Consider the following 13,582-nt stretch of genomic DNA (forward strand, 5'->3'; position numbering starts at 1 on the left):
TATGTTTACCCTTGACGACGACGAACGGGTGATCACCGAGACGGCCGCCGCGTTCGCCGCCAAGCGCCTTGCCCCGCACGCCCTGGAATGGGATGCGGCCAAGCACTTTCCGACCGACGTGCTGCGTGAGTCGGCGGAGCTCGGCATGGCGGCGATCTACTGCCGCGAGGACGTCGGCGGCAGCGGGCTGCGCCGGCTCGACGGGGTCCGCATCTTCGAGCAGCTGGCGATCGCCGACCCCACCACCGCCGCGTTCCTGTCGATCCACAACATGTGCGCGTGGATGATCGACACGTTCGGCACCGCCGAACAGCGCAAGGACTGGGTCCCGCGGTTGGCCTCGATGGACGTCATCGCCAGCTACTGCCTCACCGAGCCGGGCGCCGGCTCCGACGCCAGCGCGTTGAGCACCCGCGCGGTCAAAGAGGGCGGCGATTATGTCCTCGACGGGGTCAAGCAGTTCATCTCGGGCGCGGGCGCCTCGGACGTCTACGTGGTGATGGCCAGGACCGGCGGCGACGGCCCGCGCGGCATCTCGGCGTTCGTCATCGAAAAGGACAGTGCGGGGCTGAGTTTCGGCGCGCCGGAGGAGAAGATGGGCTGGCATGCCCAGCCCACCGCCCAGGTGATCCTGGAGGGCGTGCGGGTGCCGGCCGAGGCGATGCTGGGTGGCGCGGACGGCGAGGGCGCCGGATTCGGCATCGCGATGAACGGCCTCAACGGCGGCCGGCTCAACATCGCCGCGTGCTCGCTCGGTGGCGCCCAGGCCGCCGCCGACAAGGCGGGAACCTACGTTCGCGATCGGCAGGCGTTCGGCAAGTCCCTGCTCGACGAACCGACCATCCGGTTCACCCTGGCCGACATGGCGACCGGCCTCGAGACGTCGCGCATGATGTTGTGGCGCGCGGCCAATGCGTTGGACACCGACGATCCCGACAAGGTCGAGTTGTGCGCGATGGCCAAGCGTTACGTCACCGACACCTGCTTCGAGGTCGCCGACAAGGCCCTGCAGCTGCACGGCGGCTACGGCTACCTGCGCGAGTATGGTCTGGAAAAGATCGTGCGCGACCTGCGGGTGCACCGGATCCTGGAAGGCACCAACGAAATCATGCGAGTGGTCATCGGTCGGGCAGAAGCCGCACGGTTCAGAGCTTCTCCGGCAACCGCATAGAAGGGTCTTCAGATGACCGAGCACGTGACCGTGGCTTTCCTGGGGTTGGGCCACATGGGCGGGCCCATGGCGACGAACCTCGTTGCGGCCAACCACGCGGTGCGCGGATTCGACCCGGTGCCCGCGGCGCTGTCCGCGGCCGCGGCGGCCGGCGTCGCCGCCTTCGACACCGCCGTCGACGCGGTGGCCGGTGCGGACGTGGTCATCACCATGCTGCCCAACGGCGAGTTGGTGAAGCGCTGCTACGCGGAGATCCTGCCCGCGGCGCGGCCCGGTGCTCTGTTCATCGACAGCTCCACGATCTCGGTCGCCGACGCCCGCGAGGTGCATGCGCTGGCGGAGTCGCGCGGCATCGCCCAGCTGGACGCGCCCGTCTCGGGCGGGGTGAACGGCGCGGTCGCCGGGACGCTGGCGTTCATGGTGGGCGGTGACGACGCCGCCCTGCAACGCGCGCGGCCGGTGCTGGAACCCATGGCGGGCAAGATCATTCACTGCGGCGCCGCCGGGGCGGGCCAGGCCGCCAAGGTGTGCAACAACATGGTGCTGGCGGTGCAGCAGATCGCGATCGGCGAGGCGTTCGTCCTGGCCGAAAAGCTCGGCCTGTCGGCGCAGTCGCTGTTCGACGTGATCACCGGGGCGACCGGAAACTGCTGGGCCGTGCACACCAATTGCCCTGTGCCGGGCCCGGTCCCGACGTCGCCGGCCAACAACGACTTCAAGCCGGGGTTTGCGACCGCGCTGATGAACAAGGACCTTGGACTGGCGATGGATGCGGTGTCCTCGAGCGGTTCGACCGCCCCCCTGGGCCGCCACGCCGCCGAGATCTACGCTGAGTTCGTTGCGTCGGACGCCTCCCACGGTGACAAGGACTTCAGCGCGATCATCGAGACGCTGCGTTGACCGCGCGCCGAACGTCGACTTGTGGCGGGAAATAAGCCGATTCGCCGCAACAACTCGACGTTGGGGGCGCGGGACGACGAGCTCAGAAGTCGCCGGCGTTGCGGCGCAACGTCTCGATCGACGACGCGAGGTCCTGCGATTCGGCGTCGGACATCCCGAGATCGGCGAACACCTGCTTGTTGAGCGTGATCGTCGCGTCCTCGACCGTCGAGCGGCCCAGGTCGGTGATCTGGACCAGCGTGGTGCGCCCGTCGGTGGGGTGCGGAACCCGCTGCACCAGCCCGTCGGCCTCCAGCCGGCGGATCGCGTGGGTGACGCTGGTGACGTGAACCTGCAGCCGGTCGGAGGCCTTGGTGATGGGTAGCGCGCCGGAGCGGCTGAACGCCAGCAGCCGCAGCAATTCGTACCGGGAGAAGCTGAGGTCGTAGGGCCGCAGCGCCGTCTCCACGCGGGCCAGCAGGATCTGGTGCGCACGCATCACCGACGTCACCGCGACCATGCCCGGAGCCACGTCACCCCACCCGGCGCGCTCCCAGTTGGCCCGCGCCGCGGCGATCGGATCACGCTTGTCCGGTCGTGAGTCGGCCACGCCCCTTCTTACCGCACTTGGAGCCCGAGCGTGGCCTTTCCCAACGCCGACAGCACCGCCGTCGTCGATGCGCGACCGCCCACGGTGATCCGCGCGGCACCGTCCGCGTAATACCGCACGCGCGGAGCGTCGTCGCCGAAAGCCTCACGCCACGACCAGCCCTGTTGAGACGGCAGATACATGAAGTTCGCGTGCGCGTCGGCCGTGTAGATCCCCAGCGCGCTCAGGCGCATCCGGAGATAGCGGCGTTCGGCGGTGATCAGCCGGATCCGGCGCAGCAGTTCACCTTCCGCGGCATACGACGCCGCGACAGCGAGCAGGCCGGTGATCGCGATGCCGAACGGCAGCTGCTGGGTCCACAGCGTCGGCGCCAGCTGGTGGGACGCCACCGCGTAACCGATTCGCAGCCCGGCCAGGCCGTAGGCTTTGGAGAAGGTCCGCACCACCACGACGTTGGGAAAACGCGTGACCAGTGCCGCCACGTCGAAACGGTGCTCGGGAGCGGTGAACTCGATATAGGCCTCGTCGAGCAGCACGACGGTGTCGTGCGGCACCCGGCGCAGGAACCGGAGTACGGCGGCCGCGGGCTCCAGCGTGCCGGTCGGATTGTGCGGCCGGCACACCACCACCACACGGGCGGCGCCGGCCGCCTCGGCCAGCGCGTCGAGGTCGTGCTGGCCGTGCGCGTCCAGCGGGACGAGCGACGAGTTCAATCGTGCCAGTTGCGCGACGATCGGATAGCCATCGAACGTCGGCGACGCCATGGCGATCGTGTCGCCCGGCGCGGTCAGCGCTTGCAGCGCCTGCAACACGACGCCCGTCGCCCCGGCGCCCAGCACCACCCGGTCGGCGGGCACACCGATGTGGCCGGCGATCAGGCCGCGCAACCGCTCCGGCAAGAACTCCGGATACCGGTTCGCCGCGGAAACGGACCGAATCAACGCCGAACGCACCGACGGTAGCGGCGGAAACGGATTCTCGTTGAGCGACAGGGCGAACGGATCCACCGCGTTGGGCAGCGCATCGCAGATCTGGCCGGCAACCGGGGCCGGAACCGCGTGCATCAGCCTCGTCCGCCCCAGCGCACCGCGGCGGCGCCGGCGAAGTCGCCGGCATGCGCGAAGGCCGCCATCATGACCACTTCCCCGGCGCCCAGCTGGCCGTCGGCGATCGCGCGGTCCAGATTGATCGGGATCCCGGCACCGAACAGGTTGCCGCACTCGTCAAAGGTGTCCCGATGGCGTTGCGGGGGCAACTCGAGCGCGTCGCGCCAATTGCGCAGAAACGCCCGGTTGGGCTGGTTGGTGACCAGCAGGTCGAGGTCCTTGGCGGCCAACCCGATTCGGTCACACACCGCCAGCGCCACTTCCGGAACCTGCCGGTTGCCGCGGGCCAGCACCTTGGTGATCTTGCTCTCCGTGAAACCGATGCTGCCCTCGCCGGGGCCGGCCTGCCACCACTTGCGCGGCGGGTCGTAGGACAGCGTCATTTCGCCCGCATACTCGCCGTAGGTGCGGCACTCGACATCCAGGATGGGCGAGTGTTCGCTCAGCGCGACCAGTCCCACGGCGGCGCCGTCACCGGGCACCGCCGACTGCGCCTTGCGGCGGATGGTCGGTTGATCGAAGAATTGTCCGGCCGCGTTCTGCGCGATCGCGATGAGCGCGGTGCGCCCCTGGCCCGCGGACAGCAATGTGCGGGCCACGTTGAGCGCCAACACGAATGCGGCGCAGCCGCCGTTGTTCAGGTCGAGCACCCAGGACGGCCGCATGCCCAGCCGATGCGCGATGCCGCCACCCTGGCCGTAGAACGCCATGTCGGGTACCTGGGTGTGGGTGATCAGCACGTCCGCACCTTCGACGACGTCGTGGCCGTGCCGTTCGATCAGCCCCCGGGCCGCACGCTCGATCATGTCGACCGAGCTCTCGTCCGCGCCGACGTGATGGCGAAACTTCGGGGCGCGGAACATCACGTTGTCGCGCAGGTCGTCGGATTCGGCGAATCGGGCGTAGTAGCCGGCGGGAATCGGCTCGCCCGGCAGATAGGTGGAAACGTCGATCAGGCTGACAGTCGGCTTAGCCATGGTCTGCTCATCTCATCCACACCGGCGTCACGGGCAGGCCGTTGCGGTGGCGGTACTCGGCGATCGCCTTGAGGTTGCGCAACTCCAGCAGGTGGCCGGCGGCGAACATGTCCCAGAAGTCGCCGACCCACACGGGCCGCTGCGCCGGAGCGGTCTCCGGGTACGGGTTGTGGTCGTAGAAGGGGTGGTGACAATTCGTCCACAGCACAACCGATCCCGGCTTGTCGAGGACGGTCTGGGCGTCGACGACACGCATCAGGTAGATCATCCACAGATGCTTGCCTTGATCCCAGGCGCAGTGGTAATCCACGGTCCGCGCCTGGGCGTTGGCGACGGTGCGTGTGTAGATCTCGGTTTCCGAGCCGAGCCGGTCGTGCGCCAGCCATAATCCGGGCTCGTCGGTGGGGGTGAACCCGCGCAGGCTGTACGTCCACTCCTCCAGGCTGCGGGTGTCGGCCATGTACTCGTAGAGCTCGTCGGGCGGGCAGTCGACGTAGTCGTTGACGGTGCAGTACTGCCCGAAGACCTGGTCGTGCGGGTACACCGACCGCATCATGTCCATGATGATCGGCGTGGCCTTCTCCCTGGGGCTGGTTTCGATGCGGGTGACCCCATCGATGAGGTCCGGGATATCCTCAAGCGCTGGCAGCGACATTGGTCAAGTTCTCCTCAGCATGTGAAATCTGGTCCACCCCATGGCCTTTGGCGGGCGCGGCGGTGAGAAATGGTGCGAACGGCGGGATCTCGTCGGCGGCGCACTCGACACTGACCACCGCCGGGCCGTCGATGTCGAGCGCCGCGCCCATGGCCGCGGCGAATCCATCGGCGTCGCTGACGTCCACCGCCGCCAGGCCGGGGAACATCGCCGCCAGGCCGGCGCCGAGCCGGCTGGGACGAAACCGGTTGTAGCTGTACAGGTCGTCGTAGAACAGCTGCTCGCGGGTCACGCACATGGCGTGCGCGTTGTTGTTGAACAACACGAACGTCATCGGTAGCCGGTACTGCACGGCCGTGTGCACCTCCATGCCGTGCATGAAGAACGCGCCATCACCGGCGATCACCACTGTGCGGCCGGCCGGGCGGCCGGTGTTGGCTCGCCCCAACGTCATTCCGATCCCGGCGCCGAAGCTGTAGCCCATGCCGCCCATGCCGAGCGCGACGGCGAACCTGCCGCCGCGTCGCACCGGGAGATAGTGGATGGCCGCGGCGCCGGTGTTGCCGGCGTCGACCACGATGTCGGACCCGTCGGGCACGACATCGTCCAGCACCGCCATGGCCTCGCGGTACCGCACGCCCGGCCCGGTGAAGGGCGGGGGCGTCATTTCGGCGGGCCGGCCCGCGCCGGGGATGCGCGGACCGGCCGGCCGCCCGCGGTGGCGAACCGCATGGGTCAGCGCGCGCAGCGAGCCGCGCAGATCATCGGTATGCACGTGGGTGCAGGGCAGATACGGCGGCGCCGAACCGATCGAGACCGTCCGCACCGCCGCCAGCGCCTCGTCCAGGCCGCCGCGCGCGGTGACCGCCAGCCGGGTGCCGACGATGAGGCACACCGCGCTGGCGGCCACCGCCTCGGCCACGTTGCGGTGACCCATGACACCGGTCACCCCCAGCGCGGCCGGTCCCCCGTCTGCAGCAGCGACATCCTTCGCGTCCGGGACGGTCGCCACCCGCGCGTGCAGCAGCGCGCGTAGCTCTTCGAGTTCGGCGCGGGCGTCGTCGCGCGCCACCTGCTCGCCGGCCAGGATCGTGACCCGCCCCTGCACCCGCCGCAGCTCGGCCGCGATCGGATGCGGGTTGCCGATCGCGGCCCGCATGCCATCCGCGTCATCGTCGTCACGCCCGGCGTCGAGATGGGCCTGCTGAATGTCCTTGGGCAGCAACAACACCGCCGGTCCGCCGGTGCGCGCCGCGGCGATGGCCCGGGGCAGCAGCGAGACGATGTCGGCCGGCGTGAGCAGCCGCTCGCAGAACACCGATACCGCCGAGAACAATGCCTCGGCGTTCAACGATCCGTTTGCGCCGCTGGTGTCCTGAAAGCTGCCGCGGCCGTCCATCGTGCGGGCGGGCTGGCCGACCAACGCCAGCACCGGAACCCGGCTCGCCAGCGACTCGCCCAGACCCGCAACGAGGTTCAGCGCTCCGCCGCCCGAGGTCGCGGCCACCACGCCCACCCCGGCCCCGCTTCGGCTGTACCCGTCGGCCATGGTGGCCGCGGAGAACTCGTGCTTGGCCAACACCGCGTCGATGTCGGGGCAAAAGTGCGCGGAGTCGTACACGTCCTCGATGTTGGCGCCGTCCACACCGAAGATGTGATCGACTCCGATCGCCGCGAGGTGCCCGACGATGTGGTCGACCACCCGGTGCCTGCCAAGCATGCCTGAAGAAACGAGGTAGCGGCCCGGTCGGTTCATCGTCGTCCAGATCCAGTACATGAACCGTTCACCGCCGGTCATCGTGATGTCTGAATGACGGTCGAACTTTGCAACGTCGTGCGCGAATACCGGGTCGGCGGTCAAACGGTGCGGGCGCTCGACGGCGTCAGCCTGCGGCTGGCGGACGAGCAGTTCGTGTCGGTCGTCGGGCCGTCCGGGGCGGGCAAGAGCACGCTGTTGCACCTGCTCGGCGCCTTGGATTCCCCCGATTCGGGGTCGATCGCGTTCGACGGCGAGGAAATCGCCCGTCTTGGCGATGAACAGCAGTCGCGGTTCCGCCATCGGCGGGTGGGTTTCATCTTCCAGTTCTTCAACCTGCTGCCGACGCTGTCGGCCTGGGAGAACGTGGCGATCCCCAAGCTGCTCGACGGAGTCCGGTTGGGCAGCGCCAAGCCGGATGCCATACGCCTGCTGGACCGGGTCGGGCTCGGCAACCGGGCGCAGCACCGGCCGGCGGAACTGTCCGGCGGTCAAATGCAGCGGGTCGCGGTCGCGCGTGCCTTGATGATGAACCCGCCGCTGATCCTCGCCGACGAGCCGACCGGAAACCTGGACTCCGCGACGGGCGCGTCCATTTTGGCGCTGTTGGCGGAGGTGGCGCACGAGGAGGGTGGGGGTCGGCTGGTCGTGATGGTGACCCACAACGCCGACGCGGCCGCGGCCACCGACCGGGTGATCACGCTGCAGGACGGTCGCGTCGGTTCGGACGTCATGGCGGTCGCGGGGTGAGGCCCGGGGCGCGGCGCGGCTTCAAGCTCGCGGCCGCGGCGAGCAGGCTGCGCGTGTTCAGCCTGCGCGAGCTGGCCGTGCATCGGCGCCGCACGTTCGCGTCGATCGCCGTAATGGCGGTCTCGGCAACGTATTTGGTGGCGATCTTCGGCATCTTCGGGTCGATCACCGGGTCGGTGGGCCGGCTGGCCGACGGGATCGCCGGCGTCGCCGCGCTCGAGGTGTCCGGCATCACCGACGGCGGATTCCCCGACTCGATACTGGCCGACGTGGCCGGCGTTCCCGGCGTAGCCACCGCCGCACCGATGATCCGGGCGTCGGCGTCCACACCGTCGGGGCCGGTGCTGCTGCTGGGCGCCGACGCGAGCACCGCCGCCCTGGGCGGTGCCCTCAAGGACGTGGTCACCCGGCCGGTGCAGGCGCTGTCCTCGACGCCGTCCGGCGTTCAGGCCGGACCTCGCGTCGGCTATGCGAAAGGCCAGGCGTTTCAACTGGGTTCGGCGTCGGTCACGGTGACCGAGGTGCTCGCGGGCAAGCGATACGAGGACCTCAACGGCGGGCACTACGTGCTTGCGCCACTTGCCTTGGCGCAGAACGCCACCGGCCGCACCGGTCAACTCGACTCGATACTCATCACCATGAAGCGGGGCGCCGACCCCGGCGCCGTCCGCGCCGCGGTCACCGCCGCCGTGCACGGCCGTGCGGTCGTCGCGGCCCCGAGCTTTCGGGCGGCCCGCGCCGGCGACGGCGTCAAGCTGATGAACTACATGGCCCTGCTGGGCGCCGCGGTCGCGTTGGTGGTTGGCGCGTTTTTGATCTACACCACGATGACGATGGCGATCACCGCGCGCCGGCCGGTCATCTCGATGCTGCGGGCGATCGGCGGCCGGCGCGCCAGCATCGTCGGCGACATGCTGGCGGAGGCGGCGGTGCTCGGCCTGATCGGCGGGGCTATCGGGTCCGGCATGGGAATTGTGGCGGGCCACATCGCGATTGGGCGCTTACCCCCGGCGATGACACAAGGGCTCGAAGCCCGCGTGCAGTATTGGCTGCCCGGCTATGCGATACCGCTGGCGCTCGCGGCGACGGCGCTGACCAGCGTGGCGGCCTCGGCGATGGCGGCGCGGCAGGTGTACAAGGTCTCGCCGATCGAGGCGCTCGCGCCGGTCGGGGCCTCGGCGGCCGACACGGTGCCGGGGTGGCTGCGCATCGCCGGCGGGGTGGGTGCGGTGGCGGTGCTCGCGGTGTCGACGCCGGTCGTCACCGGCCAGCGCGGCAGCTACGCCATCGTGGCGATGGCCGCGGTGCTGGGTGCCGAGATCGCCCTGGGCTTCGCGCTCACCGCGCCCATCGTCCACGCCACGGCGGCGATGGCCCGCACGTTCGGGTCGTCCGGGGCGCTGGCCGCGGCGACGATCCAGCGTGCGCCGCGCCGGGTGTGGGCGACCGTGATGACCGTGCTCATCGGGGTACTCACCACCGTCGTGATCACCGGCACGAACGCCGACATGATTCGGTCCGCGCGGGACATCTTCGCACCGGTCACCGATACCGACGTGTGGGTGAGCGCGGACCCGCCCGACAGCTACCCCACCGACGCTCTGCCACAGGGGCTTTCCGCGAAGGTCGCCGCGCTTCCCGGCGTGGCACGGGTGACCGAGGGAGCGTTCGGTTTCGCCGTGGTCGGCGGTACCCGCGTCCTGCTCGACGGGTTTTCCGCCGGCAGCAACGATGCGCTCTTCCGGGCGCTCGACGAACGGGTGCGCACCGAGGTGCTCGCCGGCCGCGGTGTGGTGCTGACGCGGAATCTGGGCAACACTCTGCACGTCCGGGCCGGCGACCAACTGCGGCTCCAAACGCCGCACGGCCCGCGGTCGGTGACCGTGCTGGGCCTGGTGCCGTTCTTCTCGACCGTGATCGGCACCGTCGGAATCGACCTCGACCAGATGCGGGCCTGGTTCGATCGCCCGGCGGCGACGACACTGCAAATCGCCGCCGCCCCGGGGGCGAATCGGCAGCGGCTGCTGGCCGGCGTCCGCGAGGCGGCGCCGGCCCCGAACCACGTGTACGACGGCCCCACCGCGCTGGCGGGGCTGCAGGCCCCGCTGCGTCAGAGCATGTTCATCGCCAACGCGGTGTGGGTCATCGTCGTGGCGGTGGCCGCGGTCGCACTACTCAACACGCTGACGCTCTCGGTGAACGAACGCCGCCGCGAAATCGGCGTGCTGCGCGCCATGGGATCCAGCCGGCGGTTCACCTTGCGGATGGTGCTGGCGGAGGCGGCCGGAATCGGTGTCGTCGGCGGCGTTTTGGGGCTGGCGCTCGGCCTGACCGACCAGTGGTTGTTCAGCCGCATCAGCGGGGACATCATGAATTTCGAAGTCGGCTTCCACCCGAGCCCCCCGGCGCTTGCCTTCACGCTCGGGGCGCTGGCGATCAGCCTGCTCGGCTCGGTGCCACCGGCACGGCGCGCGGCGCGCCTGTCCATCATCGAGGCGGTCAGCGTCGAGTGACGGTGGCGAATCCCTGCAGATGGGGTTTGCACGGGAAGGGCACCGGCGTTCGGATGCTGCGCACCGCGGCGGTGTCGAATCCGGCGGCGGCGATGGCCTCGAGGGTGCGCCGGTTCGGCTCGCAGCCACCGGCCAGCCACGACCACGGCTTGGCGATCAGATCCTGGAACCGGCCGGTCGCGCCGCCACCGCGCACGTGCTCGAGGACCACGAGCCTGCCGCCGGGCACCAGCACCCGCCGGATCTCGCCGAGGGTTGCGGCCACGTCGCCGACCGAGCACAACACCAGCCCGGCGTGGACGGATTCGAAAGAGTTGTCCGGGAAGGGAATCGACTCGCCCGTTCCCTCGACGAGGTCGACCGCGATGCCGCGGCGTCCGGCGAGCCTGGCGGCCATCCGCCGGAACGGCGCCGCGGGCTCCACGGCGGCGACCGACGTCACCGTGTCGGGCAGAAACATCAAGTCGGTTCCCGGCCCCAGCCCGAGCATCAGCAGCCGGCCGGTCGCGTTACTCAGCGCCGCCCGTCGGTAGCGGTGGTAAAAGAGCCGGTCGAAAAGCGGCTGGCCGAATCGGTACACGTAGGGGAACGCCCTGCTTCGCAGGGTCATCGGGCGCCCAAATCCATTCGGAACGGCGGGTATTCGTCGCGCATCAAAGACACGTACACCGCCACCCGGTATCGCCAGCGGACCATGCCCATGAGCAGATCGAACGCGCCCGGTGGGATCGTCCCGGTGAACAGCAGCGCCAGCGCGGCGATGACACACAGCACCTGCAGCGGCGCCTCCATCGACCAGCACAGCAGAACCTGGGGGATGGCCAGCAGCCACTTCACCAGCACCGCCCAGTTTTTCAGCCGCTCGGGATAGTCGACCGCGAGATCGCCGGGGTAGTCGGGCCGAGACGCCAGCGTGAAAGGCGGATACCTGTCGGTGCTGTTCATCGGGAAGCGGTAGTTCATCACCCGCCACGACCAGCGCAGCACGCCGACGTTGAATGCGAACAGCGGCCGCGGATAACGCCCGGTGCACAGGATGGCCACGCCGGCCGCCACGGTCGAGAACGGATAGATCAGGTAGAGCAGTATCAGTATCGGGTAGTGCGGCACGGCCAGCACGCACCACTTCACCAGCCAGAGCCAGCGCGAGGGCGCGTCGAAATCGCCTCGCACTCTTACGGAATCGGCCGGGCTGTTCACGGGCTGGACGGGACCGTCGCCGCTACCCCCAAGTTTCGGCTGATTTCGGCGGACATCCGGCGGTGACTGGTAAGGCGCAGAAACGTCGTCAGCGCGCCGGCCTGCAGCCGGTCGGAGATCAGCGCGGCAGGTCGCAGCACGAACTCACCGTGCGACACCGGCAGTGACGCTACCCAGGACACGGCCATGACTTTGCGTCGACGGGTCCTCTCGTACCACCGCAGGGCGGCCGAGACATCGGCGCCGCCGTTGGTCCCACCGCGAAAACCCCTCAGCGCCTTGCACAAAACCATCGTGTCGAGCAGCGCCTGGTTGGTCCCCTGCGCCAGGGTGGGCGGCATGGCGTGCGCGGCATCGCCGAGCAACGTGACGGGGCCGTGCCCCGGGCCCGGAATCGGATGGCGAAAATGCGGGAACGGCGAGCCCGCCAGGTCTTCGTCGCTCAGCGTCGCGAGCACCCGGTCGACAGAGTCGGACCATCCGGCGAAGTGGGACCGGATCATCTCGATCGGGCGCTGCGGTCGGACGAAGCCATGCGACCACGGCAGGTCGAACCACCACTGCACCTCCGACCCGCCGGCGGGCCACAGGCCGAGGTTTCCGCGCGCACCGATGATCATCAGCGCGGCATCGGAATCCGCGATCTCCGGGACAGTGGCAAGCCCCTGCCAACTGCACCAGCCGGTCGGCTTGGCGGCTTGCGCGCCAACGCAATTGCGCACCATCGAGTGCAGACCGTCGGCACCGATCACCACGTCCGCATCAGCCACGGTGCGGTCGCCGAACTCCACGCAGACACCGACGTCCGTACGGTTCACCGCGATCACCGGGGAACCGCACCGGATGCGCTCGGCGTCGAACCCGTCGAGAAGGCGTTCCAGCAATACTCGGCGCGGAACCATCCGCACGGGTGCGCCCAGCCGCCGCACCATCGCGGTGACGTCCAGCGTGGCCAGCGGCCGGCCGCGGGACGTCACGGCCCGCACGGTGGCCAGCAGCCGGCCGGCGCCGCCCATGTCGACACCCAGCTGGTTCAGCACCGCCTCGCCGTTGGACCAGATCGTCACCGCACCGCCGGGCGCCCGCACGTCGGGCCGGCGCTCGAAGACGGTGACGTCATGTCCATCCCTCACCAAGCCGCGGGCGACGGAGATGCCGGCCACGCCGGCGCCCACCACCAGCACCCGAAGCGGACGCCCGAACACGCTGGCTCCGATCTCTACAGCGAACGCTGCAACAACACCTTGCCGCTGTCGGCGGCGACCACTTGCACGGCGGCGATCTGGTCGACCGGGGTCGAGATCGCGCCCACGGGTGTCGCCGTGTGACCGGGCACGGCCACCCAGGTCGCCAGCCGGGTTTGGCTGCCGTCGCGACCCACCACGACCATCGCCAGCGTGTCATGGTGCGCGTTCAGCGGGGCCAGGCACACGCACCGAAGCGCGATGGATGTGCCCCAGTGCTGGCCGGTGACCTGGACGCTGGAGGTCAGCAGCGAGGTGCCCACCTGCGCCATCGGCTCGGCCGACGCGGTCACCTGCTGGGCGGGAGTCGACGACCACGCCTGCAGGCCGACGAACACCCCGATCGCCAGCACCGCGGCCGCCGCGGCGGAGGCCACCCAGGTCACCACCCGGGTGCGCCGCCGGCGCCACCGCACCGCGGCCAGCAACGACGGCAGCATCTCCTCGGACATCTCCGGCGCCGGACCGGACTCGTCGATCGCGGCCACCTCGTCGCGGTCCAGTTGCGAAAGCAGGGCCGGCACGCCGCTGAGGTCGGCGACCGCCTCACGGCAGGCCGGGCAGCGCGCCATGTGCGTCTCGAATTCGCGGCGTTGCGCGGCCGACAGCGACCCCAGCACGTATGCGGCATCCCACATCGCGTAGCGGTCTTCGGGAGGGCCGATATCGGCCACCGGCGTGTTCATTTCATCCATGTCCTTCACCCCTCAAGCCTTCGGAG

13 protein-coding genes are annotated in these 13,582 nt (G+C 69.8%); 4 read left to right on the top strand and 9 right to left on the bottom strand.

Going from position 1 to position 13,582, the window contains the following annotated elements:
- Position 1 precedes the first annotated feature (1 nt).
- Complete coding sequence (locus tag K883_RS04665; protein WP_008260518.1) at positions 2–1,171, top strand: isobutyryl-CoA dehydrogenase; 1,170 nt, start codon at positions 2–4, stop codon at positions 1,169–1,171.
- Positions 1,172–1,183: 12 nt separating this feature from the next.
- On the top strand, positions 1,184–2,071 hold the full coding sequence (gene mmsB / locus K883_RS04670; RefSeq protein ID WP_008260520.1) for a 3-hydroxyisobutyrate dehydrogenase: 888 nt from the start codon (positions 1,184–1,186) through the stop codon (positions 2,069–2,071).
- 82 nt (positions 2,072–2,153) lie between these two features.
- Here the strand turns inward: mmsB and K883_RS04675 are convergent, their stop codons facing one another.
- The 5 genes from K883_RS04675 to K883_RS04695 are packed head-to-tail and all read right to left on the bottom strand — an operon-like array spanning position 2,154 to position 7,154.
- Positions 2,154–2,660: a MarR family transcriptional regulator gene (locus K883_RS04675; protein ID WP_008260522.1), complete on the bottom strand. Its 507-nt coding sequence runs from the start codon at positions 2,658–2,660 to the stop codon at positions 2,154–2,156.
- Positions 2,661–2,668: 8 nt separating this feature from the next.
- Entirely contained in the window at positions 2,669–3,724 is a 1,056-nt protein-coding gene (locus K883_RS04680; protein ID WP_008260524.1) for a pyridoxal phosphate-dependent aminotransferase, read from the bottom strand.
- The gene (locus K883_RS04685) at positions 3,724–4,743 is read right to left on the bottom strand and encodes a 3-oxoacyl-ACP synthase III family protein (protein ID WP_008260525.1); all 1,020 of its coding nucleotides are present in this window, start codon (positions 4,741–4,743) and stop codon (positions 3,724–3,726) included. Before K883_RS04685 ends, K883_RS04680 begins: the two co-directional genes overlap by 1 nt.
- Before the next feature lie 7 nt (positions 4,744–4,750).
- Entirely contained in the window at positions 4,751–5,398 is a 648-nt protein-coding gene (locus tag K883_RS04690) for a hypothetical protein (RefSeq protein ID WP_008260527.1), read from the bottom strand.
- Positions 5,379–7,154: a thiamine pyrophosphate-binding protein gene (locus tag K883_RS04695; RefSeq protein ID WP_051070699.1), complete on the bottom strand. Its 1,776-nt coding sequence runs from the start codon at positions 7,152–7,154 to the stop codon at positions 5,379–5,381. Before K883_RS04695 ends, K883_RS04690 begins: the two co-directional genes overlap by 20 nt.
- A 54-nt stretch (positions 7,155–7,208) precedes the next feature.
- Here K883_RS04695 and K883_RS04700 point away from each other — a divergent pair, with 54 nt between their 5' ends.
- Positions 7,209–7,904, top strand: coding sequence for an ABC transporter ATP-binding protein (locus tag K883_RS04700; protein WP_020823562.1), 696 nt, complete (start codon positions 7,209–7,211; stop codon positions 7,902–7,904).
- Positions 7,901–10,417 carry an FtsX-like permease family protein gene (locus K883_RS04705; protein WP_020823563.1) on the top strand — a complete coding sequence of 839 codons (2,517 nt, stop codon included), beginning with the start codon at positions 7,901–7,903 and terminating at the stop codon, positions 10,415–10,417. Before K883_RS04700 ends, K883_RS04705 begins: the two co-directional genes overlap by 4 nt.
- Here K883_RS04705 and K883_RS04710 read toward each other — a convergent pair.
- Genes K883_RS04710 through K883_RS04725 form a run of 4 tightly spaced genes read right to left on the bottom strand, consistent with a single transcriptional unit; the run spans position 10,404 to position 13,556 of the window.
- On the bottom strand, positions 10,404–11,027 hold the full coding sequence (locus K883_RS04710; protein ID WP_036453861.1) for a class I SAM-dependent methyltransferase: 624 nt from the start codon (positions 11,025–11,027) through the stop codon (positions 10,404–10,406). The two genes, K883_RS04705 and K883_RS04710, sit on opposite strands and share 14 nt — an antisense overlap.
- On the bottom strand, positions 11,024–11,590 hold the full coding sequence (locus K883_RS04715) for a DUF4389 domain-containing protein (protein ID WP_008260537.1): 567 nt from the start codon (positions 11,588–11,590) through the stop codon (positions 11,024–11,026). Before K883_RS04715 ends, K883_RS04710 begins: the two co-directional genes overlap by 4 nt.
- A gap of 23 nt (positions 11,591–11,613) precedes the next feature.
- Entirely contained in the window at positions 11,614–12,822 is a 1,209-nt protein-coding gene (locus tag K883_RS04720) for an FAD-dependent oxidoreductase (RefSeq protein WP_036453863.1), read from the bottom strand.
- Positions 12,823–12,836: 14 nt separating this feature from the next.
- Positions 12,837–13,556 (bottom strand): anti-sigma factor family protein, encoded by a 720-nt coding sequence (locus K883_RS04725; protein ID WP_036429494.1) that lies wholly within the window; start codon positions 13,554–13,556, stop codon positions 12,837–12,839.
- Between the last annotated feature and the right edge of the window lie 26 nt (positions 13,557–13,582).

Origin of the sequence: Mycobacterium sp. TKK-01-0059 (assembly GCF_000709305.1) — a bacterium.
Lineage (GTDB): Bacteria > Actinomycetota > Actinomycetes > Mycobacteriales > Mycobacteriaceae > Mycobacterium > Mycobacterium intracellulare.